The organism is Afipia sp. GAS231, assembly GCF_900103365.1.
In the GTDB taxonomy this organism is placed as follows: Bacteria; Pseudomonadota; Alphaproteobacteria; order Rhizobiales; family Xanthobacteraceae; genus Bradyrhizobium.
The window spans coordinates 4,986,342-5,012,571 of record NZ_LT629703.1 but is presented as its reverse complement, the minus strand read 5'-3'; the positions used below and the strand labels follow the sequence as shown (position 1 = coordinate 5,012,571).

The 26,230-nt window shown below is 60.4% G+C and carries 30 protein-coding genes; 8 read left to right on the top strand and 22 right to left on the bottom strand.

The genetic code is table 11. The annotated features are described in order from the left end of the window. Nucleotides 1-15 precede the first annotated feature (15 nt). Together BLS26_RS23695 and BLS26_RS23690 are read right to left on the bottom strand one after the other, a co-directional pair. The gene (locus BLS26_RS23695) at nt 16-705 is read right to left on the bottom strand and encodes a DJ-1/PfpI family protein (protein ID WP_092515031.1); all 690 of its coding nucleotides are present in this window, start codon (nt 703-705) and stop codon (nt 16-18) included. A 75-nt stretch (nt 706-780) separates the two neighbouring features. After that, on the bottom strand, nt 781-1,587 hold the full coding sequence (locus BLS26_RS23690) for an alpha/beta fold hydrolase (RefSeq protein WP_244541668.1): 807 nt from the start codon (nt 1,585-1,587) through the stop codon (nt 781-783). Between the two features lie 120 nt (nt 1,588-1,707). On the opposite strand from BLS26_RS23690, the gene BLS26_RS23685 reads away from it, so the two are divergent. Next, nucleotides 1,708-2,721 carry a GlxA family transcriptional regulator gene (locus BLS26_RS23685; RefSeq protein WP_244542028.1) on the top strand — a complete coding sequence of 338 codons (1,014 nt, stop codon included), beginning with the start codon at nt 1,708-1,710 and terminating at the stop codon, nt 2,719-2,721. 43 nt (nt 2,722-2,764) lie between these two features. Here BLS26_RS23685 and BLS26_RS23680 read toward each other — a convergent pair whose 3' ends face one another. The 3 genes from BLS26_RS23680 to BLS26_RS23670 form a co-directional block, all read right to left on the bottom strand. Continuing rightward, on the bottom strand, nt 2,765-4,306 hold the full coding sequence (locus BLS26_RS23680; RefSeq protein ID WP_157676567.1) for a class I adenylate-forming enzyme family protein: 1,542 nt from the start codon (nt 4,304-4,306) through the stop codon (nt 2,765-2,767). Nucleotides 4,307-4,384: 78 nt separating this feature from the next. Then, complete coding sequence (locus BLS26_RS23675) at nt 4,385-4,828, bottom strand: MaoC family dehydratase (protein ID WP_157676566.1); 444 nt, start codon at nt 4,826-4,828, stop codon at nt 4,385-4,387. A gap of 13 nt (nt 4,829-4,841) precedes the next feature. Further along, nucleotides 4,842-5,402: a MaoC family dehydratase N-terminal domain-containing protein gene (locus tag BLS26_RS23670; protein WP_092515028.1), complete on the bottom strand. Its 561-nt coding sequence runs from the start codon at nt 5,400-5,402 to the stop codon at nt 4,842-4,844. A gap of 103 nt (nt 5,403-5,505) precedes the next feature. Between BLS26_RS23670 and BLS26_RS23665 the strand changes: the two genes are divergently transcribed. Further along, the gene (locus tag BLS26_RS23665; RefSeq protein ID WP_092515027.1) at nt 5,506-6,150 is read left to right on the top strand and encodes a TetR/AcrR family transcriptional regulator; all 645 of its coding nucleotides are present in this window, start codon (nt 5,506-5,508) and stop codon (nt 6,148-6,150) included. Nucleotides 6,151-6,192: 42 nt separating this feature from the next. On the opposite strand, the gene BLS26_RS23660 is transcribed toward BLS26_RS23665, so the two are convergent. The 5 genes from BLS26_RS23660 to BLS26_RS23640 all read right to left on the bottom strand — a co-directional run bounded on the left by BLS26_RS23660 (nt 6,193) and on the right by BLS26_RS23640 (nt 10,611). Further along, a complete protein-coding gene (locus tag BLS26_RS23660) occupies nt 6,193-6,951 on the bottom strand; it encodes an SDR family oxidoreductase (RefSeq protein ID WP_092518461.1) in 759 nt (252 codons plus the stop codon). A gap of 29 nt (nt 6,952-6,980) precedes the next feature. Beyond that, nucleotides 6,981-7,382 (bottom strand): nuclear transport factor 2 family protein, encoded by a 402-nt coding sequence (locus BLS26_RS23655; protein WP_092515026.1) that lies wholly within the window; start codon nt 7,380-7,382, stop codon nt 6,981-6,983. Nucleotides 7,383-7,411: 29 nt separating this feature from the next. Next, nucleotides 7,412-8,521, bottom strand: coding sequence for an alkene reductase (locus BLS26_RS23650; protein ID WP_092515025.1), 1,110 nt, complete (start codon nt 8,519-8,521; stop codon nt 7,412-7,414). Nucleotides 8,522-8,989: 468 nt separating this feature from the next. After that, on the bottom strand, nt 8,990-9,901 hold the full coding sequence (locus BLS26_RS23645) for an SDR family oxidoreductase (protein WP_092515024.1): 912 nt from the start codon (nt 9,899-9,901) through the stop codon (nt 8,990-8,992). A 35-nt stretch (nt 9,902-9,936) separates the two neighbouring features. Next, entirely contained in the window at nt 9,937-10,611 is a 675-nt protein-coding gene (locus BLS26_RS23640) for a hypothetical protein (protein WP_244541667.1), read from the bottom strand. A 151-nt stretch (nt 10,612-10,762) separates the two neighbouring features. Between BLS26_RS23640 and BLS26_RS23635 the strand changes: the two genes are divergently transcribed. After that, a complete protein-coding gene (locus BLS26_RS23635) occupies nt 10,763-11,653 on the top strand; it encodes a LysR substrate-binding domain-containing protein (protein ID WP_092515023.1) in 891 nt (296 codons plus the stop codon). 97 nt (nt 11,654-11,750) lie between these two features. Here the strand turns inward: BLS26_RS23635 and BLS26_RS35930 are convergent, their stop codons facing one another. The 9 genes from BLS26_RS35930 to BLS26_RS23595 form a co-directional block, all read right to left on the bottom strand. Further along, the gene (locus BLS26_RS35930; RefSeq protein WP_371360659.1) at nt 11,751-11,927 is read right to left on the bottom strand and encodes a hypothetical protein; all 177 of its coding nucleotides are present in this window, start codon (nt 11,925-11,927) and stop codon (nt 11,751-11,753) included. 82 nt (nt 11,928-12,009) lie between these two features. Next, the gene (locus BLS26_RS23630; RefSeq protein WP_092515022.1) at nt 12,010-12,729 is read right to left on the bottom strand and encodes a hypothetical protein; all 720 of its coding nucleotides are present in this window, start codon (nt 12,727-12,729) and stop codon (nt 12,010-12,012) included. Nucleotides 12,730-12,867: 138 nt separating this feature from the next. Beyond that, entirely contained in the window at nt 12,868-14,160 is a 1,293-nt protein-coding gene (locus BLS26_RS36910; RefSeq protein ID WP_244541666.1) for a LysR family transcriptional regulator, read from the bottom strand. Further along, a complete protein-coding gene (locus BLS26_RS23620) occupies nt 14,115-14,816 on the bottom strand; it encodes an SDR family NAD(P)-dependent oxidoreductase (protein ID WP_092515020.1) in 702 nt (233 codons plus the stop codon). Before BLS26_RS23620 ends, BLS26_RS36910 begins: the two co-directional genes overlap by 46 nt. A gap of 33 nt (nt 14,817-14,849) precedes the next feature. Further along, nucleotides 14,850-15,656, bottom strand: a complete 807-nt coding sequence (locus tag BLS26_RS23615) for a glutathione S-transferase family protein (protein WP_092518457.1) — start codon at nt 15,654-15,656, stop codon at nt 14,850-14,852. Between the two features lie 29 nt (nt 15,657-15,685). Continuing rightward, nucleotides 15,686-16,330, bottom strand: a complete 645-nt coding sequence (locus BLS26_RS23610) for an acyl-CoA dehydrogenase family protein (protein WP_244541665.1) — start codon at nt 16,328-16,330, stop codon at nt 15,686-15,688. A gap of 12 nt (nt 16,331-16,342) precedes the next feature. After that, a complete protein-coding gene (locus BLS26_RS23605) occupies nt 16,343-17,080 on the bottom strand; it encodes an SDR family oxidoreductase (RefSeq protein ID WP_092515018.1) in 738 nt (245 codons plus the stop codon). A 46-nt stretch (nt 17,081-17,126) separates the two neighbouring features. Further along, entirely contained in the window at nt 17,127-18,671 is a 1,545-nt protein-coding gene (locus BLS26_RS23600; RefSeq protein WP_371360658.1) for a class I adenylate-forming enzyme family protein, read from the bottom strand. 62 nt (nt 18,672-18,733) lie between these two features. Then, nucleotides 18,734-19,372, bottom strand: a complete 639-nt coding sequence (locus tag BLS26_RS23595) for a 2-hydroxychromene-2-carboxylate isomerase (RefSeq protein WP_092515014.1) — start codon at nt 19,370-19,372, stop codon at nt 18,734-18,736. 195 nt (nt 19,373-19,567) lie between these two features. On the opposite strand from BLS26_RS23595, the gene BLS26_RS23590 reads away from it, so the two are divergent. Next, nucleotides 19,568-20,044 carry a helix-turn-helix domain-containing protein gene (locus tag BLS26_RS23590; RefSeq protein ID WP_092515012.1) on the top strand — a complete coding sequence of 159 codons (477 nt, stop codon included), beginning with the start codon at nt 19,568-19,570 and terminating at the stop codon, nt 20,042-20,044. A gap of 479 nt (nt 20,045-20,523) precedes the next feature. Here the strand turns inward: BLS26_RS23590 and BLS26_RS23580 are convergent, their stop codons facing one another. Then, complete coding sequence (locus BLS26_RS23580) at nt 20,524-21,360, bottom strand: alpha/beta fold hydrolase (RefSeq protein WP_092515008.1); 837 nt, start codon at nt 21,358-21,360, stop codon at nt 20,524-20,526. A 140-nt stretch (nt 21,361-21,500) separates the two neighbouring features. On the opposite strand from BLS26_RS23580, the gene BLS26_RS23575 reads away from it, so the two are divergent. From BLS26_RS23575 to BLS26_RS23565, 3 genes are all read left to right on the top strand, one after another. Further along, nucleotides 21,501-22,412, top strand: coding sequence for an AraC family transcriptional regulator (locus tag BLS26_RS23575; protein ID WP_092518455.1), 912 nt, complete (start codon nt 21,501-21,503; stop codon nt 22,410-22,412). 308 nt (nt 22,413-22,720) lie between these two features. Continuing rightward, nucleotides 22,721-23,767 (top strand): NADP-dependent oxidoreductase, encoded by a 1,047-nt coding sequence (locus BLS26_RS23570; protein WP_092515007.1) that lies wholly within the window; start codon nt 22,721-22,723, stop codon nt 23,765-23,767. After that, on the top strand, nt 23,764-24,507 hold the full coding sequence (locus tag BLS26_RS23565) for an SDR family NAD(P)-dependent oxidoreductase (RefSeq protein WP_092515006.1): 744 nt from the start codon (nt 23,764-23,766) through the stop codon (nt 24,505-24,507). Before BLS26_RS23570 ends, BLS26_RS23565 begins: the two co-directional genes overlap by 4 nt. A 113-nt stretch (nt 24,508-24,620) precedes the next feature. On the opposite strand, the gene BLS26_RS23560 is transcribed toward BLS26_RS23565, so the two are convergent. Together BLS26_RS23560 and BLS26_RS23555 are read right to left on the bottom strand one after the other, a co-directional pair. Continuing rightward, nucleotides 24,621-24,836 (bottom strand): hypothetical protein, encoded by a 216-nt coding sequence (locus BLS26_RS23560; protein WP_092515005.1) that lies wholly within the window; start codon nt 24,834-24,836, stop codon nt 24,621-24,623. A gap of 136 nt (nt 24,837-24,972) precedes the next feature. After that, complete coding sequence (locus tag BLS26_RS23555) at nt 24,973-25,575, bottom strand: TetR/AcrR family transcriptional regulator (RefSeq protein ID WP_092515004.1); 603 nt, start codon at nt 25,573-25,575, stop codon at nt 24,973-24,975. A 170-nt stretch (nt 25,576-25,745) separates the two neighbouring features. Here BLS26_RS23555 and BLS26_RS23550 point away from each other — a divergent pair, with 170 nt between their 5' ends. Further along, on the top strand, nt 25,746-26,138 hold the full coding sequence (locus tag BLS26_RS23550) for a nuclear transport factor 2 family protein (protein ID WP_092515003.1): 393 nt from the start codon (nt 25,746-25,748) through the stop codon (nt 26,136-26,138). Nucleotides 26,139-26,230: the final 92 nt, after the last annotated feature.

Below are 26,230 nucleotides of genomic sequence, written 5' to 3'. Positions count from 1 at the left end.
GAGCCGGGCCAGCTCCTAGAGTTTTCCCATGGCCAAGCGGCGCGCTCTCACGCCCTCCAGTTGTTCGACCGGCATCAGATGCTTCAGCGCTTCTGTCGTTTTGGCCAATGTTGCGGGATCGGCCAGCTCAGGTCGACCGGTTCCGAAAGGAGGTTGCGGCGCATACTCAAAGCACAACTCGGCCACGCGGCCGACGGCCTCTCCCGCGATGTGACCGACCATGGCAAGACCGAAATCAACTCCCGCAGTCATGCCTCCGCCGGTCGCACGATTCCGGTCGATCACATACCTGGCGTCGGTCGGGATGGCGCCGAACAAGCTCAGATGCTCCCGGGTGTACCAATAGGAGCCTGCCTTATAGCCTTTCAGGAGTCCCGCCGCGCCCAGCAACAGAGAGCCGTTGCAAACGCTCGTGATCCACTTTGCACCACTTCCGAGATCGGCTATGACGTCGAGCGTCCGATCGTCCTGCAACAGCTTGAAGAGAGAGACGGTGTTGCCGGGAACGAACAGGATGTCCGGATCCTTCCAGCAGCTCCCAAAATCCTCGGTCGCCTGGACGCTGACGCCGGCATCGGAATCGATGGTACCCTTGCTATGCCAGACGACCTGGGAGGAGAATCCGGGAAGCATCATGAAGGCCTGCATCGGGCCGGCCAAGTCGATGAATGTGAAGCCAGGAAAAGCAACCGCAAGTACCTTCATAGGTGACCTCGCTTGTCTGAGTGCTGTGAAATTGTGAGAGCCCGCCGGAGGCAGATCCCGGTCTCCAAATGCGCGCTACATCATCCTCGAAACAGCCTTCGCGATCGCCGCCGCCAATTCGTTCGGCGCTTCCAATGGCGACAGATGACCGACGCCCGGCAGGATGATGAATTCCGTTCCGGCGATGCGGCTCGCCAGTTCGCGCCGCAACAAAGGCTCGTTCTCCACCTTGTCCGCGTCCCCGAGGATGACCGTCGTGGGAACGTTGATCTTTCCGACAAGGTCTGTGACGTCGAGCGTCATGCCTGCTTGCGTCCAGGCACTCTTGGCTGCCGGCGCCCCTCCGATGCTGTCGTCGACGACCTGCTGTCGGAGTTTTGGAGAAAGCTGTCTTGCCGTCAAAATCGAGAGCGCGGCCTCGACGCCTGTGGCGGTCTGATAGCTGGCCAGAATCGCGTCCCTTTGCTCCTTTGGAACTCCGAGCGGAGTGGGAGGAGCAGGCGCGACCAATACCAGTCCGTTTAGACCCTTCGGTCTACGTGAACCCAAAATCTGAGCAATCTTTCCACCCATCGACTGGCCAACGAGGATGTATTGCGAAAGTCCCAAGGACTGGATGATGGCGGCCACGTCATCAGCCTGCGTGCGAAGATCGTAATCGGTTGCCGTTTTGTCGGATTCCCCCCAGCCACGGAGGTCCGGAGCAACGCAACGGTGGCGCTCGGACAATGGCTTGGCGACCAGATCCCAGGTTCGTCCCGTTCCACCCCAGTAGTGGATGAAGACCAGCGCGGGCTCTTTGCTTCCGATGTCGCGGACGCTGAAACCGAGCCCGTTGACGGTTAGATTCCGACGAAGGAATGACATGTTCTGTTCTGGCATCGCGCTTTCTCACCGCCGTTGTGCAAGGGCACCGTAGTGGAAACGCCAGATGGCAGAAACGACATATAAGCGACAAATTCAGCCATCAAAGAATTGACGCCGCGGGCGGCCTTGCCCAAGATGGAGGCGCAAGAGAAGGCAAATGCGATGACTCTGGGTTCTTCTAGGACTGTCGGGCTGGTGGTTTTTCCAGGCTTCGAACTGCTCGATCTCAGCGGCCCTCTGTGCGCGTTGAATTTGTCAACGCGGATTAAGCGCGCTTCCTACCTGACCGCAGTTTATACGGCCCGCGGTGGCCTCGTCGCGAGTTGTTCCGGCGTACCTATCGACACGCTGAAGGCCACACCTGACGAAAACCACCTCGATACGCTGCTCGTCGTGGGCGGTCCTGCCGAGTGCCCTCTCGAGGGTGACGCCGAAACCGTCGAACTCATCAAGGATCTCGCGCCACTGGCTAGGCGCGTCGCCAGTGTCTGCACTGGAGCTTTTCTGCTGGCCGCGGCGGGACTGCTGGATGGTCGCGTGGCGACGACGCACTGGAGATACGCAGCCGAGTTGCAGAGGCGTTTCCCCAAAGTGCGTGTCAGCGCAGATCAGATCTTCGCTAGGGACGGCAATATCTGGACATCCGCGGGGATAACGTCCGGCATCGATTTGACGTTGGCCCTGATTGAAGACGATTTCGGGATTGATGCGTCAAAGGCGGTCGCACGTGAAATGGTCGTCTATCATCGCAGATCGGGCGGCCAGTCGCAATTTTCGACGATGCTCGAACTTGAGCCTCCCTCCGATCGGGTCAGAGACGCGCTGAAGTTCGCACGCGAGCATCTCCACGAACCGCTTTCCGTTGAAAGGATGGCCGGCGCTGCGCGGATCAGCTCCCGTCAATTCGCCCGTTTGTTTCTCAAGGAGACAGGCGACACGCCTGCGCGGGCCGTCGAGCGCTTGCGGGCCGAGGTGGCCCTTCCACGTGTGCAGGAGGGGATCGAGCCGATCGAAGTCATCGCGCGCAACGTCGGGTTCGGCGATAAGGAGCGGATGCGCCGAGCCTTCTTGCGCCTGTACGGCCATCCGCCGCGCGCATTGCGGCGAGCGACTGACATGCGACGGCTGGCAGGCCAAGGAAGCAATTGACCTCATTTCCTTTCCAACGCTGCCCTGCGACCGTCTCCCCGGATCAAACCTGCGCTTCCTGCTGTTGCCAGTATGATTTTCGAACGTCTCGCCGAAGTATCTTGCCGAACGACGACATCGGCATCTGGTCCCGGAAATCGATCTTCTTCGGAACCTTGAAGCTCGACAGAAAATTCTTGCAGTGGGCGATGAGTTCAGCCTCGTCGAGGGAATGGCCTGGCTTCAGCGTGACGGCAGCCACGACGATCTCACCCCATTTGGGATCCGGAGCGCCGACCACGGCAGCCATTTCGACCGCTGGGTGCCGATAAATCACCTCTTCGATGTCATTCGGAAATATGTTCTCGCCGCCGCTGATGATCATGTCCTTCTTGCGATCGACGATATAGAGATGGCCCTCCTCGTCGAAGCGGCCCATATCGCCCAGGGTGAAGAAGCTGCCCTTTCGCGCCTGGGCCGTCGCTTCCGGATTGTTGAAGTATTCCCGAATGATCGTGGCCCCGCCGATGTGGATTTCTCCGACCTCTCCGCTCGGAACGACGTTGCCGTCTTCGTCCCTCAATTCGACGAACATCCCGATCACCGGCTTGCCGACCGACCGGACCTTGCGTCTCTGGTCCTCGGGAGGCAGGTTTGTCACCAGGCCGACTTCGGTAGCGCCGTAGAACTCGTTGAGGCCGGCATTCGGAAGTCGTTTCAGGATCGCCTCCTTCGTGTGAGTCAGCAGGGGCGATCCGCCGCTCAAAAGAAGGTGCAGGGACCCGAGGTCGAACCGGTCGATCTCTTCGCTGCTGACCATCGCAGCCCACATGGTCGGCACCATGAAGGTCCACGTCGCACTCTCCCGGTCGATCGTTGCGAAGACGTTGGCCGGCGAAGTGTCGCTCGTTACGATGACGGTACCGCCGCGGAAAATCTGCAGCAGCGCGAACAGCGCGGGCGCCTCATGGAAGAGAGGCGCCGCTACCAGTTCCCGATCGTCAGCGGTGATGCCGTAGATCGTCGCGATCCGGCGCAGGCAGTCGGCGAATTCTCTATGCGGGTTGACGCACCCCTTCGGGAATCCGGTCGTGCCGGACGTGTAGCCCTGGAAATAGCACGCCGACAGATCGGCCGGCTCGGGAGGCGGCGCTTCGCTTGCCGATGCGATCAACGCTTCGTAAGAGTGAGTGGTGGAAGTCCCGTCGCCGTCAGTGACGATGTATCGGCTGGCGGCCGAGGGCAGCACTGTCCGGAGTGGATTGACCGTATCCGCAAGGGCAGCGTCGAAGACCAGCGCCCGCGCGCCGGCGTGGTTGACGACATATTCGATCTCGGTGGCGACGAACCGGAAGTTGAGGGGCACGACGGCGAGCCCCATCAGTGCCGCGGCCTGATAGACCTCGATATAGCGGCTGCTGTTCTGCATGAGCAGGGCGATCCGGTCGCCCGGCCTTAGTCCCAACCCTGCCAAAGCGTTGCTCAGACGGCAGACGCGGGACCATAGCTGCGCGTAAGTCTGATCGCCCAAAGAGGAGATGAGTGCGATCTTGTTGGGCGTGTAGGTGGCGTGCCAGTACAACGCATCGCCAATTCTGTTCGGCATGACGACCTCCCTGATGTTCTTTTCGAACGCTCGGAGCAACCGCGCGAAAAGCCGCGGGAAGCCCCGGCCCTGGCCGATCTAGTCGGGCAGGTTGTATCCGACCTCGGCGAGTCCGATGAGGTCACCTGCGGAGTCCTTTGCCTCGACCGCGATCAGAACCCAATTCTTTCCCGGTCCATGGTGATGCTTTCGCTTGACCGTCCCTGTGGCGGTCACGGTCTCGCCCACCTTGACCGGCTTCGTGAATTTCGCATCGACGAATCGAAGCGAACCACCGTGCTTTCCGATCACCCCCCACTCGCGCGTCACGACCGAAGCCAGCGTCGACATGGTCATCATTCCGTGACCAACCGTCTCGGGAACGCCGAATACTTTCGCGCGCGCAGCCCATTCCTCGTTGGTGTGAACGGGGTTCATGTCCAGCGAAGCCAGAGCATAGTGATCGATGGCGGACTGGGCATAGAGCTGGACGACCGGCTGAAACTGGTAACCTGCCTCGATATTCCTGAACAAAATCGACATCTGCCGGCTCCTTTCAAGCGTTGGCGAAACGGGCGACATCCGCACGCGTCTCGGGGAGGATCAGCGAGCACCACCAACGAGCCTTCAGGGCATTCTTCTCGTTCCGGAAGTCGAGAAGCATCTGAAGATAGGGCTTGCTGCGCTGGGTGAACTTGTCGGCCGTGGTGACGGTCGTGGTGACGATCTCGCCGTACCGGAACGGCTCGACGATCTCGATGCGCTGCTGGGGATTGCGGGCGCCGGGGGTCCGGATCCAGGTCCCGATTCCGCTCTCGCCCAAGCTGTAGAAGGCGATCGTTGTGACGAAGATCGGATGTTGAAGGAGTTCACCCGTGGGAGAGTTCTTTCCGGCATACTCCGGATCGACCATCAGGGGGTCGGTTTCACCGCACGCACGGTTGTAGTCCAGGATGTCTTCTTCCGTGATCCTGAACGTACGTTGCCCCGGACCGCTCTGGCCGACGGTAGCTTCGTCCCACGTCTCGTAGGCTTCCCACCCAACCATGAAATCCCGGGGGAAATGCCGCTGCTTCTCTGTTTCGATGTACCGGTCCAACCTGCTAGGAACGGGCATGGTTACGTTTCCTCATGCGTGAACTTTAATTTGTCGAACGTTCGTTAGATTTTTACCTAACGATCGGTAGAAAATCAAGGGTCAAGAACGGAATTCATTAGCGATGACATCGGAAACGGCGACAAAGCGGCAAAAGTCGAGAAACGCCAAGAAGATACAGGGCGACAGACCGCCGCTGACGAAGGGCGCTCAGGCCAAGGCGCGGATCATTTCCGAAGCGGAAACCCTGTTCAACAAGCAGGGTTTCGACGGCGCTTCGATGCGGGACATCGCCGCGGCTGCGGACATGCAGCCGGCCTCCGTCTACTACCACTTCGAATCGAAGGAAGAGCTCTTGTGGGCGGTTTGGGAAAAAGGCGGTATCGAACTGCTCAACAGGGTCAACGATGCGATTGCAGCTAAAACCGACCCCTGGCAACGCATGGAGACGGCCTGCATCGCGCATACGACCGGCTTGCTCGATTGGCGTCGGGCAAACCAGGCGCTCTTCGTGATGCCCCCGTGGCACTATCCGGAAAGTATCAAGGCAAGGGTCATCGCGCTGCGTGACCAATACGAGAAAATTTTCGCCGACCTCATCGACGACCTTCCGTTGCGGAAAGGAGTCGATCGGCGTTATCTTCGTCTCACCGTCATAGGAGCGCTTTCCTGGTCCCTCTTCTGGTTCAAGAAGGAACGGGATACGCCTTCCGCGATAGCAAAACAGATACTTTCGCTTCTCCGTGGCGGCATCGACGTTGCCGAATAGGTCACGACCGTCGATCCGCGCCGATGCCGCGCCACGGAAATGCTAGCCAGCCGCGAAAAGCGCCATCGCCTGTTGATTGAAGCCGTTGACGAGTGCGTGCTCGTTCGGGCCGGGGTTACCGCGGAATGCCTTGGCGGCTTCCACCACGATTTCGTCGGCGTCTGTGGCCAGGACAGTCAAGGTTTCGGCGATGAACTGATCCAGCGGCATCGCCTGCTCCGCCTCGCGGCTGTTCATGAGGTCGGTGCGCACCCAGGGCGGAGCGATCTCGAGCACGCGGATTCCGGAATCCTTCAGCAGAAACCGCTGCGACAAGGCGAAGGAATGAAGAGCCGCCTTCGTCGCGGAGTAGACCGCCGTGACCGCCATCGGCACGAACCCCAGCACGGAACTCGTGTATGCGATGATGGCGCCCTTCCTGCCCTTCAGGTGTTCAACCAAGGCAGACGTCAACCGGATCGGCCCGACCAGATTGGTGGTCACGGTATCGACCAGCAGCTTGTCGTCGATCCGGGATGCAGCCCGATCCGGCAGCATGATGCCGGCATTGTTGATCAGCACATTGAGATCCGGGTAATCCGCGATCAGCCGAGCCGCCACGGTGTCGATGCTGTTGGGGTCGGTGATATCAAGCTCGACCGCCTCCATACCGGGGTTGGCGGCGACGACCTCGTCGAGATTGGCGCGGCGGCGGCCGGAGATGATGACCTTGTTGCCGTTCGCGTGGAAGGCCTCGGCGAGCGCTCGGCCAATGCCTGATCCGCCGCCGGTGATGAAGATGGTGTTGCCAGTGAGTTTCATGATGGTCTCCATGTAGGCAGGCTGTCGGATCAGTTGGGGAAACGGTTGCCGAACATCGGTAAGCCGCTGACGGATTGGTCCTTGGTCGCCTCGTCCTGAAGCACGTCCCAGTGCTCGGCAAGCTTGCCGTCCTCCATGCGGACGACGTCGGCGGCGATCCAGGCCGCTGGCCGGCCGTTGCCGGAGAAGCGCCCATGCGCGATCACATAGTCGCCTTCCGCGAGGACAAGATGATTTTCGTATTTCAGGGAGTCGGGCAGTGTGCGGATCAGGTTGAACAGACCGTTGCGGCCGGGCGCGATGTGCGCGCTGTGCTGAATGTAGCGATCGGACCAGAAGCGCTCGGCGGAGGTGTAGTCCCGCTTGTTGAAGAGCGTATCGAAAGCTTCGAGGACGAGCGCCTTGTTTTGCGCGGGGGTCGTCTTGGACATGATGATTCTCCTGTTCGGTCGATCGGAAATCAAACGCTTTCCGGTTGCAGGGCCGGGTAGTCGGAATAGCCCGTTGGTCCGGAACCGTAGACGGTCGTCCAGTCGATCTCGGCCAGTGGCGCTCCGTTCTTGAGTCGCTCGACTAAGTCTGGATTGGCGATGAACGGGCGACCAAATGCCACGAGGTCCGCGAGACCTTCAGTGACCAGCCGATTGCCGCGCTCCGCATCCATTAGAGTATTGGCGATCAGTGTTCCGCGGAAGATCGGCCGAAAGTGTCGGAACATGCCGTCACCCATCAGGGGCTCAAGCGGCGTGCCAGTGAAGTCGGTCGTATTGCCCATGATGAGAAGATGCGAGAGGCCGTAGCCGCTCAATTCACGGATGGCAAACTCGGCCATCGGCAGGGTCTCGTCGTTCGCTGCGAACGGACCGGTTTCATGCATCGGACCGATCTTCACGCCAACTCTCGACGGCTCGACTTCGCCGAAAATGGCCTCGACCACCTCGAAGAGCAGGCGGGCCCGTCCCTCGATCTCGCCGCCATACTCGTCCGTACGGCGATTGGTCGCTTTGTTGAGAAACTGCGCCAGCAGATACAGATAGTTCGCCTGGATCTGCACGCCGTCGAAGCCGGCATCCATTGCGTTGCGCGCGGCGCGGGCATAATCGGCTACAGTCCGGCGGATTTCATCCTTCGTCATCGGGCGCGGCGTGACGGTGCGAACGCGGCCCGCCGCGACGACAGAAATCTGCTCGGGATCGACATCAGAGGCCGATAGCGGCCTTGCACCGCCGCGCAGGTCGGGATGCGAGATGGCACCTGTGTGCCAAAGCTGGGCGATGATGCGCCCGCTGGCGGCGTGGACTGCATCGGTCACGTGGCGCCAACCACGAACCTGGTCTTCGGTCCACAGGCCCGGTGTATCGGCCCACCCGAACCCCTCCGGGCTGATCGCAACCCCTTCGGTCACGATCAAGCCTGCTGTAGCGCGCTGGGCGTAATACTCGGCCTGCAGCGTAGTTGGCACCTGGTCGTCCGACCGAGCACGCATCCGGGTAAGCGGCGCCATCACTATCCGGTTGGACAGATCGAGATCACCCATCCGATAGGGCGTGAACAGAGGCTGGGTTGACATGAGCGGCTTCCCTCATCGCGTCGGTTACTTGAGGGCAAGATCGTCCGTGGAGGCTTCGGCTGGTAGCCACCGCTTTTCACTAACTTCTATGTACGAGATGCATCAATCGGAAGGCCGGTCCGACGCGAAATATGCAGCTGGCGGCCGCAGGCTCGGCCCGGAGGGTGGTTCCCGTTCGAAATTCGCGACCCAGATGATCGATGACAGCGTGAGCGGCCGCGCCGGTCGTCGGACCAATCGGAATAGGCCTGCATGGCAATCTCAGGTTATGGCGAGCAGCGCGCTTCACCAATTCCGCTGCTTGCGCCGGTGATTGCAATCACCTTGCCATCGAGCCCCGACATCCTTTGACCTCTTCGTTCGTGAAGTTAAGCGTACGAAAGCCAAAGGCGTGGCGCTTCGGCTGTCCCCGCAATCACTTGTCGCCGAATATCGGCAGCGCGCGACTGCTCCCGCCGGCATCCGCGGTTATTCGAACGATGTACCCGTAAGCTTCTCGGAGACATTCCAAAGCCTGGCGGCCATAGCAGGACTTCTCGCCTGCGGCATGATCAGTGCGCGCGCCGGTGCTCCTCGCAGCTCGCCGAACCCTCCGGGCCCGTAATAGGTGCCCTGCCCCGCCTCAAGGCTTGTCGCCGCGAACAGGATCGGTCGAGCTCCGTCCGCTGCGGAATGCGCTAAGAACGGCGCGGCAAAATCGGTTGCAAGAGAAAGAAGACCACCTGGGCCGCTCGCGAACAGGTTGGTCCGGGCAAATCCCGGATGGGCTGCGTTGCTGATCAGGTTCCAGCCTGCCGCATCGCTCCGCCGTTGAAATTCAAGCGCGAACATCAAACACGCGAGCTTCGATTGCCCATATGCCTTCCATGGCGAGTACAGCCGCTCACCCTGGAGATCATCGAAATCGATGAATCCGGTTCGGTGCGCCAGACTGCTGACGCTGACCACTCTCGATCCACTGGTGCGGCGTAGCAGGGGCATCAGCATGGCCGTGAGAGCGAAGTGGCCCAGATGGTTCGTTCCGAACTGCATCTCGAAGCCATCCGCCGTGACCTGCCGGCGAGGCAACGCCATGACTCCCGCATTGTTGATCAGGAGATCGAGCGACCGCCGGGCGCCCATCCGCTGCACGAAGTCGACGATCGACGCGAGGCTAGCCAGATCGAGACGTTCGTAGTTCACCTTGGCGCCGGTCACCTGGCGACCGATCTTCTCGATCGCCGACTGTCCTTTGCCATCGTCGCGACCGGTCAGAATGACGTCAGCACCAGCCTTGGCGAGCGCGAGCGCCATCTCAAACCCGAGACCGCCAGTGGCGCCGGTCACGACAATCGTCTTGCCGACCTGAGAAGGAACTTCGCCCTGTGTTGAACCAGCCATGAACCGACCTACTCAACGCCTCGCGGATTGTACGCCTACTTCCGGATCATCGGGATCTGCAGGTTGGTGGGACGGTTCTGCTCGGTATCGAAGCCGCGGCCGTCAATGTTGCGGGCGCCCCAGAACAGCAGATCGCCCCTAAGGTACGCGAGGTCGTACTCCATGAAATTCGTCCCTTGCTTCAGACCGAACGGGACGAAGTTCTTTCCGAATATGCTCTGAGGAGCATTGACAGCCCACGCGCTATATCCATCCGCCGCCACCTTGTTGAGGACGTCTACGAATCCCTGGGCAAGGGGAGTAACCTCGTAGCTCTCGTCCGCCACAAAGTCGACCTTCAGCGCGCCCGGAGCGATTGGATGCTGGCCCTGCCACAGCATATGCCCACCGATTTTGATGCGCGCGAGCGGTACAGCACCGTAGGGGTCAGCCGAATTGATGATCTCAAGCTCGAACCGATCAGACGGCAGATATTTGAAGGAGCGCTTGAGGTAGAATGGCTTGAGCGAGCCGTCCGCGTTCTTTGCCGCGCTCGGCCGCACCTCCGGGGCGATGCTCTCCCAGTTTCCGAGCATCGCCTGCTTGATCTTCGTGATGTCTGCTTCCATGCCACTCGCCTTTGGTTGGTTGTTTGACGATTGCGCCGCGGCGCCGTCGATTGCCGTCATCACCAGCAGGAAAAGCAGCGACGCCTTAATGCCATTTCGCATCTGAACACTTTCGTCTATGTCAAAAGCTGGAGGACGCAGTGCCTGGCTAGCAGGCCTGCGAGCGGTGCCTTCTTTGCTAATAAAGAGCACTGGCCGGCGTGAATAAGACTTTGTAGGCTGGCCCCATGCCTGCGAGACATGGGAGGTTCGTATGGAGCTTCGGCATCTCCGTTACTTCGTCGCCGTCGCCGATGCCGGCAGCTTGACCGTTGCCGCCGAGCGCAAGTTGAATACCTCCCAACCGTCTCTCAGTCGGCAAATCCGCGACCTCGAGCAGGAAGTCGGCGTTCAACTGATGCATCGCAGCTCTCACGGAATCGAGCTGACGCCGGCCGGCAAAGCCTTTCTCGACCACGCACGAATGGCGCTGGTTCAGGCGGAAGCGGCCAAAGAAGCGGCATTGCGCGCCGTCCAGCCTGCGAGGCCGACGTTCGCGATCGGTTTCATTTCGGGGGCCGAAATCAGTCTGTTGCCCACCGTGGATCGCGTCCTTCGCGACGAGTTTGCCGGGATCGACATCCGCTTATCGAGCGAATACTCCCCGGTTCTTGCAAAGGCCTTGATGAGGCGTAGGCTCGATGTAGCTTTCATGCGACCGGAAGAGTCCATGGAAGATTTGCGTTATGCGCGCGTGCGCACGGACCCGCTGGTCTTCGTCTTCCCCAGCGACCACCGCCTGGCATCGAAAACGAGCATCGAGCCAAAAGAGATCGCGAACGAGACTTTCTTCGTCCCGTCCAAGTCCGCACCTTCGGTGCGCCGCGCCGTTCTGGAATTCTTCAGACGTGCCGGTGTGGATATCAAACCCGAATACGAAGTCCATAACGTGGTCCACGCTATATCGATGATCACGTCAATGCGCGGGATGATGCTGTTGCCGGCCTATACGCAGCGTTATCTGCCCGAGTCCATGACAACGCGCCCGGTCAGTGGAGAAGTTCCGACGGTCGACTTGATCCTCGCCCACCACAAGGCAAACAAGTCCCCGATCCTGAGGTTACTTCTCTCGAAGATCGGTGAGCTTGCTGGGGCGCCAGCCTAGATGCCACGGGCTGCCTCTCGGCGTTATCGGAGGTCGCTGCGCTTCGATGAGCCCTTATGCAGCGGGGCCCGAATCACCTCGGACTTCGTTGGCGACGTTAAGCGGCGACCGACGTGTCAACGTAGCGAGGATAATCAATGTAGCCTCGCTCGTCGCCGCCATAGAAGGTCTCGCGATCGTACGGGTTCAGCGGGAGATTGCGGCGCTGCCGCTCGACCAGATCGGGGTTTGCGGACCGCACCGATCTGGATCGGTGCCGGTAAAGCTTGGACATGGTCAACCCCCGTTGTTTGGGCTCGGGCTGGCAAGCGCCATCAGTTTGGTTGGAATGGCGAGGTAGAGGCGAGAGAGGCCTCTCAACTGAAGCTGAGCCTGTCGAAGTCGATAGAGACGAGAAGCGGGTCGGGTACCTTCTGCATTGCGTCATCATAGGCATAGATGCGACGCTTCGTCGGCATCTTGATGCCTTGGAAGGTGCGATAGTCGGTGGTGTAGTTAGCGCCCGTGGCGCCACCGAGGATGTCAACGGTATAGTCGTGACGGCGCATCAATCCGTCGGGACCAAAATGCGTGACCTGCGTCCGCGAGTGGCTCTTGATGTAGTCAGGGATGGTCACCCTGAGGCGGCGCCAAATCTCCCCATTCTCCTGCCACGGCTCGATCTCTTCGCTGACAAAGCCCGGATAGGTGTAGAGGAAGGGCGAGGTGAGATAGGTCCAGAGCGCCTCGCTGGCGAAATAGGCCACATGGAATTTGTCCCAGGGCGTTTCGCGAACGTGCCCCTCGAAGGCCGTGTCGGGGTCGTTGCGCATCTCACAGACGTTGCCTTCGAGTGTTTCCAATGTCAGGCGGTCCGGTACGAACACACTGCGGTGTCTCGGCGTCGAGAACGGCGTGATCGAAAGGCGCTCCGCATGAGTGTCGATCTCAAGCGATTTGCTCTTGAGCAGATCCGGCTGCTGCTTGACCTGCCAAATGGCTCCGCCGACCGACACCTCGGCGTGCAGCTTCGAAAACGCGTCCCAACGGGCGAGACTGCCATGGGCTTCAACCGCGAAGGCGAGAAGGTCGTTCATCTTCGTTCTCCTGTCGAGGACCGGCTGGAAGCCCGTCGTCAATGGAGAACGGGTATGCGGCCTCAGGGGCGCCCTGTAGCCATCCGTTTCCGCTAAGATTTATGTACAGCCCGCATAAGCGATCCGCCGGCCTTGGATTTAGCCCGCTTCCGTGTCGGCTTCCTGTTGGCTACGAAACTCGGCAGCGAGGAAGTCGATCAGGGCGCGCGCCGCGGCGCGCGTGGCGCGGCCGGCGGGAAAATAGGCGTGCACCGGAATGTCCCGGGTCCGCCACTCAGCCAGCAGACGGATCAGCGAACCGTCCCGCAATTCGCGACGGCAGGCCCATTGTTGCGTCGAGGTGATTCCCATCCCGGCGGTTGCAGCCGTAACCGTCGCCTCATTGTCGTTGGTCGAGACATGGGGCGACAATTCGAGGGTTTCGGTCTTGCCATCGCGCTCGAACACCCAGGCATTGGGCACCAACGTCGCGGGACCGCCGATGATCCGGTGTTGTGACAAATCGGCGGGCGAAGTCGGCGTGCCCGCCTTCCCGAGATAGGAGGGCGAGGCGATGATCACCCGCGTCACCTTGGCGATAAGCCGAGCAGTTGCGCGAGAGTCAGTGAGACGGCCAATCCGAATTGCGACGTCGACGGCCTCTCGCACCAGATCCTGCCGCTTGTCATCGAGCAGTATCTGGATGTTCAGCTTGGGATGGCGCGCGGCGAACGGCGTCAGCCGGGGGATGACTTCTCGGATCGCCATGCTGCTCGGCATTCCGAGGCGAAGCGTGCCGCGCAACTCCCCGCCTTCGCGGATGCTCTGTTCGGCCTCATCGAGCGCGTCGAGGATCGGCTCCATCCGCGCGAGAAACTCGGCCCCAGCCTCGGTGGGAACGACCGCGCGCGTAGTGCGCGACAGGAGGCGGGTGCCGAGCGATTCCTCGAGCTCGGCAACGATGCGGGATGCCTGAGACTGCGAGAGATTACACTCGCGCGCCGCCGCCGAAAAACTGCCCAGGCGGGCGACGCGCGTATAAAGCTTCAGAGCGAAGATATCTTTCATGTCGGGCGCGCATTCATGACGAAAGAGGGCAGACTGACCGGCTCGGCCGTCGCATTGATGTGATCGATGCATACAAGATAGCTGGAAAGGCCGGCTACTGGCCAGTGCTGCAACAGGTGAAATCTCCTGCCTGACAACAAGGAGATTTGCGGTGTCCGACCGAAAGCTGTCCAAGCCCGGCGACGTCATTCGCGACGTGCATTCGGGGATCGAATTGACGTAGGCAATGAGGCCTTTCCGGTATTGCTCAGCGGCGACGCCGGACCGCTGAACGGGAACGTCGCCCCAACCTTGGTCTCCGATTCCGAAATACCGGGCGTTTCCGCCCGCATTTGCCGCTACCACGCTTCGCCAAACGGCCGCAGCTCGACGTTGAACGACCACGCGCTGCGATCCTGGTGAACGACGTGCCAGATCTCGTCAGCGATTGCCCGCGGCTTGATGAAGAAGTCGTCCGGCCGATCCGGCCAGCGTTTCCTTGTCCATTCGAGATCGATCACGGCGTCGACGACGACATAGGCGACGTGAACGCCTTGCGGCCCGAGATCCCGCGCCATCGCCTCGGCCAAGATGCGCTGCGCCGCCTTGGTCGGTGCGAAACCAGCGAAGCCTGGCTTGCCTCGCAATGCCGACGTATTGCCGGTGGCAACGATGGCGCCCTTCCCGGCATCAACCATCGCGGGGGAAAATCGCCTGGCAAGATACAACAGCCCCATCGTGTTGACCTGGAAGTTGCGGTTCAAGACCGCGGGATCGATCTCGCGGAACGTGCCGAATGCTCCGCCTACGGCATTGTGGATGACGACGCAGGGCTTTCCGAGATCGTGCTCGACAGCGGAAGCCACGAGTTCGATCTGCGCGGCATCAGACACATCGCATCGATATCCCTTGGCGTTCGGAAGCTCCTTCTCGAGCGCGGCAAGCCGCTCCTCGTTCCTCGCGAGAAGAGCCACGCGATAACCACCCTCGGCGAACCGCCTGGCGAGTGCGGAGCCCGTGCCGGGTCCGGTGCCGGATATCAGGCAAACTGGCATGGCCATGCAATCAACCCTCCAGATTCCAGCCGGCGGCCGTCAGGCCGCAGCCTTGGACAGCAGTTTCTCGACATAAGGCTTGAGGTTCGGCCGGAAGTGCTCGTGTTCAATCAACCGGTCGAAATGGGCGAACACCTGCGGGTACTCGTTCCGAACCCCGGCGTGGAGAATCTTGTCCAGCCCATGCTTTCTTAACTGTTCGACCCGCGCGTGCTCGTTCATGAACAGGGAAAGCTCGGCGGAGAAGCAGATGTCGGCCAGCGTGATCCCGTTCCCTACCAGTGTGTCGCGCCGCGGCGACAACGCCTGTTCGAGCCCCGATGCATAGATCTCGAATGCCTGTTTGGCGCGCGCATGAATGGCTTCATCGACCATCCCGTCCGATAGCGCAAGCAGATAGATCTGCGAGTCCCGCGCGAAGACGAGGCTGACATCCAGAAAGCTATCGATCCTCGATGCCTCATAGGCGTCAAGGCCGTAAAGCGGGAATGCCGCCTCGCCCAACCGGGCCACCGCGCGCATGATGCTGTTCGACTCGAAAATCCCAATCTGTCCATCACGGCCAAAGGCAGCGGGCACATTGCCGAACGGTTGCGCCTCCAGGAAGGCGTCGGTTTTGAAGAGCTTTGCGCCAGTCAGCCCGACCCGCCCGGTCCGGGCAAGGGATGCAAGCGACTGACGTTCTTCCTCGCCCAGCGGACGCGCGTCATAATCCCACAGCCAATCGCGCAATTCCTTGTTCGAAGCGCCCCTGACTTCGACGTCCACGCCGCAGAAGCGGGCGGCGATGGTCGCCTTCCACACGCGTGGGTTTGGCAGGTACGAGAATATTCGCAACTGAGCCATCTTGGAGTCCTCCGGGTACGCCAACCTCGTTAGGCGGCCAATCTGAGTATCTTTACGACGTCGGCGGGATCGCGAATCGGCTGCGGATCGGCGCGGGTGAAGATCGAGAGCATCGCGTTCTTGACGATCAGTTCGAAGCTATCCTCGGTAACGCCGACAACGGCGAGCCTGCGCGGCAGGTCGAGTTCCACGATAAAGGCGGCAAAGGCCTCACTGGCATCGCGACCCGGCGCGCCGAGCGCGAATGCGATGGTGCGGACAGTGTTGAGGTCGGAACCCGAGCCCGGCTCGAAATAACCCTGACACCACCAGTCTTCGCCGGAAAGGATGCGCGGCAGAAACCTCTTCTTCTGCGCCTCATCACCGAACGTATAGATGGCGGGGCCGACCATGGTGACGCTATAGGCCAGCGGCGGCATGGTGCCGGCGCGCGTCGTCTCCTGATCGAAAATGAAACGGCGGGTGATTGACCAGCCAGGGCCTCCATACTCCCTGGGCCAGAGCGGCGCGACCCAGCCCTTCTGGTTCAGGATGCGATGCCACAGCAGCATCTGCTCCTTGCTTAGGTCGGTGTCAGGATTGGCAACACGCATTTCCTGCGGATAATTCTCCGCGATGAAGGTGCGCACCTCGTCACGGAACGCAGCATCCTCAGGGGAAAGCGCGAGTTCCATCGGCGATGCTCCCTACCACTTCTCGCCGAAGGGACGGATTTCCAGCTCGAACGTCCAAGCGCTCTTCGGCTGCTGATAGAGCTGCCAGTACGATGTTGCGACCGACGACGGCGGCATCAAGAGGTCGGGATTGTCGAGCGCGTCGGGGCCGTGGGCCTCGATGTGGCGCTGTCGCACCCACTCGGTATCGACACCTGAGTCAATAATGAGGTGCGCGACATGGATGTTCTTCGGCCCCAACTCACGCGCCATCGCCTGCGCTACGGCGCGAAGACCGAACTTGGCGCTAGCGAATGCCGCGAAGCCGCTGCCGCCGCGCAGGGACGCGGTGGCTCCGGTGAAGAAGATGTTGCCGCCCCCGCGCGGCAGCATCAGCCGCGCGGCCTCGCGCCCCGCCAGGAAGCCGGAGTAGCACGCCATCTCCCAGACTTTCCGGAACACCCGGTCGGTGGTGTCGAGGATCGGGAAGTTGACGTTGGCACCGATATTGAAGATGCAGACCTCCATGGGCCCATGCTTGTCGGCGTCGTTAAGGAAGGAGATTATCTCTTCTTCCTTGCGCGCATCGAGCGAACGGGCATGGATCTCGCCGCCGGCGGCCTCGATCTCCTTGACCAGCGGGTCGAGCTTGGCGCCGTTACGGCGGCCAGCGAAGATGGTGAAGCCTTCGGAGGCGAACTTCTTGGCGATCTCGCCGCCGATAAAGTCGCCGGCGCCGATCACTGCGACCGTTCTGTTTCTCTTCTGCAAGGGGCTTCTCCGGCTTTGTGAGGTGTTGAAGCGATCTCGCCCGCATTTATCTGCGCAGCGACTCCGCCAGCTTGTGTTTCAGGAGCTTGCCCGTCGAGGTGGCCGGCAGCGCGTCCATCAGGATGATCTCGGACGGCCGCTTGTAGGAGGTGAGCAGCGGCGCGATGTGAGTCGTCAGGTCTTGCGTGGTGGCCGTGGAACCCTTCAACAGCTGCACGAAGGCCACGATCTCTTCATTGCCCTCGACTGGCCGGCCGACCACGGCACATTGCACCACGGCGGAATGGGTGCTCAGCACCGCCTCGATCTCGGCCGGATAGACGTTGAAGCCGGAACGGATGATCATCTCCTTGGTACGGCCAACGATGAACAACGCCTCGTCTTCGAATCGCGCGAGGTCGCCGCTGTTGAACCAGCCGTCAGGATCGATCGCTTTCGACGTGAGGTCTGGCGCGCGGTAATAGCCGAGCATCACGTTCGGCCCACGGACATGCAATTCGCCGATCTCGCCGTCCGCCACTACAGCGCCGTCACGCCCGACGATTCGGGCGTCGATGCCCGGTATCAGAACGCCGACCGAATTGTCGTTGCGCGGCGCCTCCGGTCGAACGCCGGAAATCCCGGGCGAACATTCGGTGATGCCAAACGCGTTGCCAAGCGGAAGACCGAGTTCCTTCTCAACCTTCGCCTTGAGTTCGAGGTCAAGCGGAGCGCCGGCGACGCTCATGAGGCGTAGCGCACCGCGCTCCAGTTTCGGCAAGCCCGCTATCTGCTTATATTCCAGAAGGCGCTGATAGGTGGCGGGCACGCCGTTCAGAAGCGTGATACCTTCTTCGGCCAGCGCCTTGGCAAGCGCGGCGGGGCTATATTTGGTGACCAGCCGGGTCACCGCACCGACCATCAGCGTCATGGTCAACAGCGAGATGCCGACGATATGTGAGATCGGCAGCACGCAATACTGCACGTCGTCCGCCGTCATGGTGCGCAAATTCGCCGTGGTCCTGGCCGAAAATAGCAGGTTCCGGTGCGTGAGCATGACGCCCTTTGGGGTTCCGGTCGTGCCGGAGGTGTAAATGAGGACGGCGACCTGGCGCGCGCCGTCAGCCTCGACCGGCTCGGGTAGCGTCTCCCGGTTCAGCGCGGACACACCAATGCCGCTGAACGGTCCAACTTCCTGGACCGGCGCGTCGTAGCGCACCGCGTGCGCGGCAGCCTCTTCCGAAACATCCGCCGTGAGGAGTATGCGTCGGGCGCCGCTGTGGTCCCTGATCTGGTCAAGTTCGCGCGGCGAAAGTCGAGGATTGGCAACAATCGCCCAGGCATCGAGCCGGCTTGCGGCCAACAGGAGGCAGGCGAGCGGAATCGAGTTCTCGCTGACCAGCATTATGCGATCGCCGGCGCGGATGCCGAGCGCACGCAGCGCATCCACCGTGCCGCTAACCGCGCGATCAAGCTCGTGATAGGTCAGGGTAGCGTTATCATCGATCAGCGCTGTCCGGTCGGGTGTGGCGGCCACGTACGGGTCCATCACCTCATGAATGCGGTGCGGCAACACATTCAAGATCTCCGCTGCAGCCTGCTGCCAACTCACCAATGACACCTCCCGTTGCAAGGCCCCATCGGGGCTCGGTTCGTTTGGGCGCAAAGACGCATTTAGGCGGTCTTGCGCTGCGCCGCGGCCAATTGCGCGGCGATTTCTTCTTCGACGTCGCGCAGGCTGTCCTTGCCGAAATAGATCTCGTTTCCGACGAAGAATGTCGGCGAGCCAAACGTGCCGCGCGCCACGGCGCTATTGGTGTTCTCGATCAGTTTCTTCTTGACGTCGTCCTGCTGGGCGCGAGCAATGATGCGATCGATGTCGAGCCCGGAAGACAGAAACGCATCGCGGAAGATCTGCGGATCGTCCATCTTCTTGGGCTCCACCCACATGTGATGATAGGCGGCGCGGAAATAGGGCTCGAACAGCCCCTCGAACTCGGCCGCAACAGCACCGCGCATCAGCGCAAGCGTGTTCACCGGGAAGAACGGGTTCATCGTAAACTTCGCGATGTTGTGGCGGCGCAGAAAACGCTCGATCTCAAGCGCATTGTATTCCGCCTTGTTCTTGATTCCGCGCAGCGACTCGGCGGGCGACATGTTGCCGGTCGCCTTGTAGACGCCGCCCAGCAGGACCGGCACGTATTCAAATTTGACGCCCGTTCGCTGCTCGATTGCAGGCAGCGCAAATTCGGCGAGGAAGGCGTTGGGACTGCCGAAATCAAAGTGAAACTCGACTTTGAGCGAAGCAGCCATGGGGCGCCCTTTCCTTCGACAAGCGGCGGTTATTTGCCGCCTATTGATTGTGCTGCAAGCGATAGAGTTCTATTTTAGAACTGTCAATACGATGTTTGGCATGCAATGACGTTTCTCATCGCATCCTATTGAAATATCATAAGTTCTGATTTAGCATTTACCCGTATAGTCGATCGCAGATCGCTGGAGACGTTGATGAAATGGGATGCCCTCGAAGAGGAGCCGTGCTCGTTGGCCCGCACCGTGGCGGTTATTGGTGACCGCTGGAGCCTGCTCATCCTGCGCGAATGCTTTCTTCGCATCCGCAGGTTCGATGAATTCCAGGCGTCGCTCGGCGTCACCCGACATTTGCTCGCCGACCGCCTGAAGAAACTGGTGCGCTTCGGAGTGCTGCGCCGGATCCCCTATCAGGAAGCGCCAAAGCGCTACGAATATATCCTGACGCAGAAGGGCCTCGACCTCTATCCGATCATCATGTCGATCGTGCACTGGGGCAACATCCATATGGTCGATTCGCGCGGACGGCCACTGCTGCACGAGCACAAGAACTGCGGGCACATGTTCGACCCCGTGATGGTCTGCTCGGAATGCGGCGAACCGCTTTTGGCAAAGGCTGTGCATGTGCACCCCGGACCCGGAACAGGACGATCTTCGGCTTCGCACGCGAAGTAGGCTCAAACCTCGACAAAGGCGGGATGGTCGCACGCAATTCCAGGCCGTTTTCCGGCACGATGTACTGCCAAGCAGAGGCCTCGTGAATTGCAGTGCGTACAGTGCGAGGCGTAGTCTACCAGATTTGGAGGATCCGTGAGGGTCGCTCTGGACCCGCATTGCCTGCACGAAGTTCGCTAGGCTTGATCCGTTCGGCATCCTCCTCGTGATGCCTAGATTAAGTGTCGCGTTCCTCATGCGCTCCGTGAACGAATTGCAATGCGACGGCCTGGATGAGCGCCTCAGTAGCTTCCATTACTCGCCTTTTGAAAGATGGTCCGTCTGTCATTTGGTCTACGGAACCGCCCCTATCGGGATGCCGGTCGTGGAAGCAATTGCGCGGATGCAGCCCGATCGCTTCGTCAAAGACAACACGATCATGGAGATCACCCGTGATCTGAAAGGTGTGACAGCAGTCCGGCAGGAACATCGCAACGGGACTAAAGAGCGCCGTAGTCGCTTGCAAGCCATCGTTCAATCTCGGCGGCATAGGCTTCCGGTGCATCCTCCCACACGAGGTGGCCACCATCGAGCTCAACATAGCGATTCCGCGGAAGGCGAGCCGCAAGAAATCGGCCATTCTCGGGCGGCACAATCGGGTCGTCTCGGCCAGCCAAAATCAGAACCGGGGTTTTGATTCCACCCATAATCCGCTCGAGGCGCGGCAAATCGCGGGGATAAGCGCGAACGAAATTGGTGGCATCTTCGAAGCGCTTCCCGGCGGAGGCCTGCCGGTAGTCATCGAGGACTGCCGGAGGGGGAGCAATTCGCGCCGATTGCGAGACGAATTCCGCTCCGATCGGAGCGCCATCGATCTCGGCAAACGCGCCGGGCTCGGAAGCGATTAGATCCTTCAACTGTCCTGCGGCGAGGTCTGGTTTGGTTGCACCACCGCCAACCACGAGACTCTCAAATAAGTCAGGCCTCTGCGCCGCCGCAAACAGCAGAGACGGCGTACCGATATCGGGACCAATCGCATGCATACGACTGATACCAAAGTGTACGGCAGTCCGGAGGATGAAATTAGCCATACCTTCGGGTGACATCACGTCAGGGCGACTGTCTGAGAGTCCGAAGCCCGGAAGATCGAGCGCAATTAGCGGGCTCCGGCGTCCGAGCACGGGAAGCAGATCACGAAAGGCGTAGAGGCTTTCCGGCCACGGGCTGGTGAGCAATATAGGAATGCCCTGGTTCGTTCCCGATCGAGCCAAGCGGATGCGCAAGCCGTCAATCACGGTGAGCTCTACTACCCCAACATCGGGGAGATCTTCATGCATGTCTGTTTCTCGCGTGCAAATGTTGGCTGCAACTTCTCGTCTTCATCGAACGGAGCAAACAATCGGAACACTTCCGAGAAAGATTGACCATGCGCATATGGGGCAATAACATAGCAAATCGTCTCACAGTGAACCCCATCATGGATGCATTGAACGACTGGATAAGGGCAATTCGGGCTGAGGGCGTGGTGCTAGTGCGTACCCGCGTAGCTGGCTCTTGGGGGTTCTCCGTCCCTCCGCGTGACGCAGTGGTGTTTCATTTCGTCGCGAATGGACATGCGTTCGTACGCCAACGTGACGCTGAAACAGTGGAATTGCGCTCCGGAGAGCTGGTTTTGTTTCCGCGGGGTAGTGCACATGAGGTGGCGCACTCTGCGCGCGGCAAGACAGTGCCGGTGGATGCATTTTTGGCCAAGCGGGACGGCGTTGCTGATAGGGATGCAAAGGCAACTACGCTGATCTGCGGTCAATACAACCTGGATCAGCACCTCGCACTTCCGGCCCTGCGCGCACTGCCACTGGCCGTATCGCTGCACGCTGGTATCGAGCCCGGACGTTCACCGTTGGGCGACACGCTACGTATGCTTAGCGACGAAGTGGAGACGCCTAATTTCGGCAATGAAATCGTGGTGCGGAGCCTGATAGCATCCTTGTTCGTCTATTTCATACGAGAGTGGGCTGAGGCATCGTCGTCCGGAGCGGGCGACTGGTTTTCGGCCATGGGCTCTCCGTCCCTTGCGCAAGCCCTCACGCGCATGCATGGGTCACCCAATTGCGCCTGGACAATAGAGGAGCTGGCGCGAGAAGCCGGTTTGTCGCGCGCCGCCTTCGCCCGCCACTTCACGGCCTTGATAGGCGAGCCACCGCATAGTTATCTAACGAGATGGCGCATGGGAATTGCCGCACAGTTACTCAAGGAAACCGATCTGCGGGTCGCTGAGATCGCTCCGCGTGTCGGCTACCAATCGGAATTTTCGTTCAGTCGCGCTTTCAAGTCGGTTCGGGGCATCTCGCCGATTCACTATCGCCGCGCGGCACCAAATCCTGGATAAGCGGCACCGAAAACAGGAGCAGTCGCGCGGCCGAACCGAGAATCCTACGGGTCCGCCACGTGCGTGAGCACCGATATCACCGTAGAACACGATCCGGAGCGGCGCGCAGCGGCTTTCCGAAAAGATCCCGCTCAAAAGCGGGGTGACGATTCATCCCAATCTCATCGCGGCGCCGCGCTTTCGATCAAATGCTCGAGGTGGGGCAAAATGAGACGAATTGCCATGCTATTGCGCCTTATGCTCATGGCTACTCTTCCAATCGATGGCTTCAATGACCAGAGGACAGAACACCAGAGAATTCGCAAACAATGGCAACGATCAAGGGACGTCAGATCGTGCTCGCGGCGCGTCCGCGAGGGACCCCTCGCCCGACCGATTTTCGGCTGGAGGATGTCACCCTCCGTGAGCCGAGCGAAGGCGAAGTCCTGCTGGCCACCGAATATCTTTCACTCGATCCCTACATGCGTGGGAGGATGGACGATCGCAAATCCTACTCCCCGCCGACTCCCATCAACGGTGTGATGGAAGGTGAGGTTATCGCCCGGGTCGAGCAGTCCCGCGATCCACGATATCGAGCGGGCGACCGCGTGGCGGCGCGGTTGGGCTGGTGCACCCACGCAGTTTCCGATGGCTCCGGCCTGACCCTGCTCGATGAACGGTTCACCCCGATCACGACAGCTCTTGGGGTGCTCGGCATGCCCGGACTCACCGCCTATGGGGGCCTGCTCACCATCGGCAAGCCCAAACCCGGCGAGACCGTCGTAGTGGCCGCGGCGAGCGGCCCGGTAGGCTCTCTCGTTGGACAGATCGCCAAGATCAAGGGCGCAAGAGCGATCGGGATTGCGGGAGGCGCCGCCAAATGCGCCTACCTGAAAGACGAACTCCGCTTTGATGCCGCCATCGACCATCGACTGCCTGGCTTCGCCGAAGACCTCGCTGCCGCCTGTCCGAACGGAATCGATGTCTATTTCGAACTCGTCGGGGGCGCTGTCTGGCAGGCGGTACTGCCGCTGCTAAACGAACATGCCCGCGTGCCTATCTGCGGCCTTGTCGCTCAATACAACGGTCTCGAAAGCGGCGACCGGCCGGATCGTCTTCCCGCTATGATTGGTGAAATCCTATCCCGCAGCCTGATGCTGCGCGGATTCATCTTTCGCGAGTTCTGGGATCAGCGCCCGGCCTTCCTGCATGAGGTGGGTGCATGGATCTCGAAGGGTCAAGTGCAATTTCGCGAGGATATTGTCCAGGGGTTCGCCAACGCGCCTAACGCCTTCATCGGGCTGCTCGAGGGCAGAAATTTCGGAAAGCTGATCGTCGACGTTGAGAGACCCGATCGAGAACGGAGAGGTGCATGAACAAGAAACCATCGGCGATCGTCGTCGGCGTTGGGGCTGAGCAGGGGCTGGGCGCCGCCCTCTGCCGCAAGTTTGCCGCGGAGCAGTACCACGTCTTCGTCGGCGGGCGGACCGCCGCGAAGCTCAGGCAAGTCGTCGGCAGCATCAAGGCAACCGGCGGCAGCGCCGAGCCAGTCGAGGTGGACGCCGCACGAGAAGAAAGCGTTATTTCTCTTTTCGATCGGGCTTTCACAGAAACAGATCACCTTGCTGCGCCAGACCTGGTCGTTTTCAATGCGGGCAATAACCAGCGCCTCGACTTCCGCGAGCTGTCGGCTGAGCTATTCGAGGACTTCTGGCGGGTGGGCTGCTTTGCAGGCTTTTTGATCGGGCGAGAAGCAGCACGTCGGCTCGTTCCATTGGGGCGTGGCACCGTGTTGTTTACAGGAGCATCCGGCAGCATCCGGGGCAAGCCAGGTTATGCTCACTTCGCCGCCGCGAAGGCGGGTCTGCGGATGATCAGTCAGAGTATGGCGCGCGAATTCGGACCATTCGGAATCCATGTCGCGCATGCGGTGATCGACGGCGGCATCAACGGCGATCGCCTGCGTACCTTGCAGCCTGCACGGGTCGCCGAGAAGGGTGAGACCGGCCTGCTCGGACCCGATGCAATCGCTGAGGCCTACTGGTGCGTCCATCGGCAACCCGCGACGGCTTGGACGCAAGAAATCGATCTGCGCCCGTCCGGCGAATCGTTCTAGTCGGTGCCGATGAACCGAACATCGAGAGGCATCCATTGAACAAAACTGCGAACTCAGGCCAGAACAGCCTCGTCACGATGTCCGGCGCGCCGCAATTTCTGTAGCGTCCCTTGCTACGGACGCATGAATGCAAAGTCCGCGTCGGGATCGCAGTTGTCGGCGAGAAAGCGTAACTCCGACTGCACGTCGGCCACGCTCCGCGTCTCCAGATAGGTGGAGACGACCAGGCCCAACAGCGATCGGCAGAGCGCGTCAGCATCCACGCCTTCGGCTTCGGCATCCGTGAGAGCCGCAGTAAAATGACGACTGGCGATGTCGGCCGCAGACATGTGTCCCCCTCCTCTACTGGATATATGTGCAGGTATCGTCCACTTACTGCTGCTACACCTGAACAAGCTCATCGGTCCAGCCCTGGCACATCATGCGACTGGGCTTGCCAACTTATGAAGTCGTCGCGAGTGCGAACTACCGAATCTGGGCCTCAATCAGCACTGTCGCTGTATCGATCAGTTCGCGTTTCAATCCATCGGGTCCGAGCGTAGCAGCGTGACCGTAAGCGCCGTTAATTAGCAGCGCAAGTTGATCTCCAAGTCGTTGGGGATTGCGCGCGCCAAGAGCGCGAGCGATCGCACGCAAACGTTCGCGCATTTCTCGCTTATTGGCGCAGGCAATGGCTGTGCCTGGGTGTTGGCGATCCGGGAATTCGTTGGCCAAGTTGATAAACGGGCAACCGCGGAATTGCGGGCTGGCGATCTGTTCGCCGATGCCTTCGAGCAAAGCCCTCACCTGTCGGGACGGTGTGTCAGCGTGACGCTCCAAAGTTTCGTCCCACCAGCGCCAAAACCGCTGATTCTCACTATCCGCAAAGGCCGCGATCAGTTCGTCTTTCGAGCTAAAAGTCCGATAGAGCGAGGACTTGGATACGCCGGCGTGCGCTATAACAGCGTCGATGCCGACGGCGCGGATTCCTTCCTGATAGAAGAGCTCGGTCGCTGTTTCGACCAGACGGGCTCGTGCGGAAGGTTCATCTCGCCGCGGCGCGCCTCGCCGTCTTTTTTTAATGCTCATGCTTGCGCTTTCTCTGCGGAGCCGGCCGCTTGACAAAAGAACAGATCAGTACCTATAAACGAACCGACCTGTACCTATAAAAGAACAGGTAAGTACCTAATTTGGGATCGCACCTTTACTGTGGCAAGGCGGGAGCTGGCAAGCCCTGGCCGTGAACGGAGCACTGTGACATGACAACCTCAAATTCGACCGAAGCCAACAAGACACTCGTTCTAGAGGGGCTCAAGGGCGTTTTCATCGAACGCGATCCCGCTGTGATCGATCGCGTCTTCAGTCCCGATTATCGCCAACACAACCCGCAGATTCCAAACGGTCCCGCAGCGATCAAGGCTTTGTTGGGAAACTTGTCGCGTGACTTCAAATACGAACCCGGCCTAGTGATGGCGGACGGTGATTATGTCAGTATTCATGGCCGTTATACGGGGTGGGGTCCGAAACCCATGATTGCGGTCGATATCTTCCGGGTCGCTGGCGGCAAGATTGTCGAACATTGGGACGTGATGCAGGAAGAGGTTCCGGCTGCGCAAAGCGCCAATGGAAACAGCATGTTCATTGGGTCGTGAGACGCGGCTGTTGCCTGCAAGGCATTCAGTATCGCTTCACGTTCAGCCTCGCATACACGTAATTCTTGTCACGTAAGCAAGCTCAGGCTTTC

Excerpts from the sequence above, each read along its gene's own strand:
- BLS26_RS23695 (WP_092515031.1), bottom strand. The coding sequence starts at position 705 with ATGAAGGTACTTGCGGTTGCTTTTCCTGGCTTCACATTCATCGACTTG.
- BLS26_RS23690 (WP_244541668.1), bottom strand. The coding sequence starts at position 1,587 with ATGCCAGAACAGAACATGTCATTCCTTCGTCGGAATCTAACCGTCAAC.
- BLS26_RS23685 (WP_244542028.1), top strand. The coding sequence starts at position 1,708 with ATGGAGGCGCAAGAGAAGGCAAATGCGATGACTCTGGGTTCTTCTAGG.
- BLS26_RS23680 (WP_157676567.1), bottom strand. The coding sequence starts at position 4,306 with ATGCCGAACAGAATTGGCGATGCGTTGTACTGGCACGCCACCTACACG.
- BLS26_RS23675 (WP_157676566.1), bottom strand. The coding sequence starts at position 4,828 with ATGTCGATTTTGTTCAGGAATATCGAGGCAGGTTACCAGTTTCAGCCG.
- BLS26_RS23670 (WP_092515028.1), bottom strand. The coding sequence starts at position 5,402 with ATGCCCGTTCCTAGCAGGTTGGACCGGTACATCGAAACAGAGAAGCAG.
- BLS26_RS23665 (WP_092515027.1), top strand. The coding sequence starts at position 5,506 with ATGACATCGGAAACGGCGACAAAGCGGCAAAAGTCGAGAAACGCCAAG.
- BLS26_RS23660 (WP_092518461.1), bottom strand. The coding sequence starts at position 6,951 with ATGAAACTCACTGGCAACACCATCTTCATCACCGGCGGCGGATCAGGC.
- BLS26_RS23655 (WP_092515026.1), bottom strand. The coding sequence starts at position 7,382 with ATGTCCAAGACGACCCCCGCGCAAAACAAGGCGCTCGTCCTCGAAGCT.
- BLS26_RS23650 (WP_092515025.1), bottom strand. The coding sequence starts at position 8,521 with ATGTCAACCCAGCCTCTGTTCACGCCCTATCGGATGGGTGATCTCGAT.
- BLS26_RS23645 (WP_092515024.1), bottom strand. The coding sequence starts at position 9,901 with ATGGCTGGTTCAACACAGGGCGAAGTTCCTTCTCAGGTCGGCAAGACG.
- BLS26_RS23640 (WP_244541667.1), bottom strand. The coding sequence starts at position 10,611 with ATGCGAAATGGCATTAAGGCGTCGCTGCTTTTCCTGCTGGTGATGACG.
- BLS26_RS23635 (WP_092515023.1), top strand. The coding sequence starts at position 10,763 with ATGGAGCTTCGGCATCTCCGTTACTTCGTCGCCGTCGCCGATGCCGGC.
- BLS26_RS35930 (WP_371360659.1), bottom strand. The coding sequence starts at position 11,927 with ATGTCCAAGCTTTACCGGCACCGATCCAGATCGGTGCGGTCCGCAAAC.
- BLS26_RS23630 (WP_092515022.1), bottom strand. The coding sequence starts at position 12,729 with ATGAACGACCTTCTCGCCTTCGCGGTTGAAGCCCATGGCAGTCTCGCC.
- BLS26_RS23620 (WP_092515020.1), bottom strand. The coding sequence starts at position 14,816 with ATGGCCATGCCAGTTTGCCTGATATCCGGCACCGGACCCGGCACGGGC.
- BLS26_RS23615 (WP_092518457.1), bottom strand. The coding sequence starts at position 15,656 with ATGGCTCAGTTGCGAATATTCTCGTACCTGCCAAACCCACGCGTGTGG.
- BLS26_RS23610 (WP_244541665.1), bottom strand. The coding sequence starts at position 16,330 with ATGGAACTCGCGCTTTCCCCTGAGGATGCTGCGTTCCGTGACGAGGTG.
- BLS26_RS23595 (WP_092515014.1), bottom strand. The coding sequence starts at position 19,372 with ATGGCTGCTTCGCTCAAAGTCGAGTTTCACTTTGATTTCGGCAGTCCC.
- BLS26_RS23590 (WP_092515012.1), top strand. The coding sequence starts at position 19,568 with ATGAAATGGGATGCCCTCGAAGAGGAGCCGTGCTCGTTGGCCCGCACC.
- BLS26_RS23580 (WP_092515008.1), bottom strand. The coding sequence starts at position 21,360 with ATGCATGAAGATCTCCCCGATGTTGGGGTAGTAGAGCTCACCGTGATT.
- BLS26_RS23575 (WP_092518455.1), top strand. The coding sequence starts at position 21,501 with ATGGATGCATTGAACGACTGGATAAGGGCAATTCGGGCTGAGGGCGTG.
- BLS26_RS23570 (WP_092515007.1), top strand. The coding sequence starts at position 22,721 with ATGGCAACGATCAAGGGACGTCAGATCGTGCTCGCGGCGCGTCCGCGA.
- BLS26_RS23565 (WP_092515006.1), top strand. The coding sequence starts at position 23,764 with ATGAACAAGAAACCATCGGCGATCGTCGTCGGCGTTGGGGCTGAGCAG.
- BLS26_RS23560 (WP_092515005.1), bottom strand. The coding sequence starts at position 24,836 with ATGTCTGCGGCCGACATCGCCAGTCGTCATTTTACTGCGGCTCTCACG.
- BLS26_RS23555 (WP_092515004.1), bottom strand. The coding sequence starts at position 25,575 with ATGAGCATTAAAAAAAGACGGCGAGGCGCGCCGCGGCGAGATGAACCT.
- BLS26_RS23550 (WP_092515003.1), top strand. The coding sequence starts at position 25,746 with ATGACAACCTCAAATTCGACCGAAGCCAACAAGACACTCGTTCTAGAG.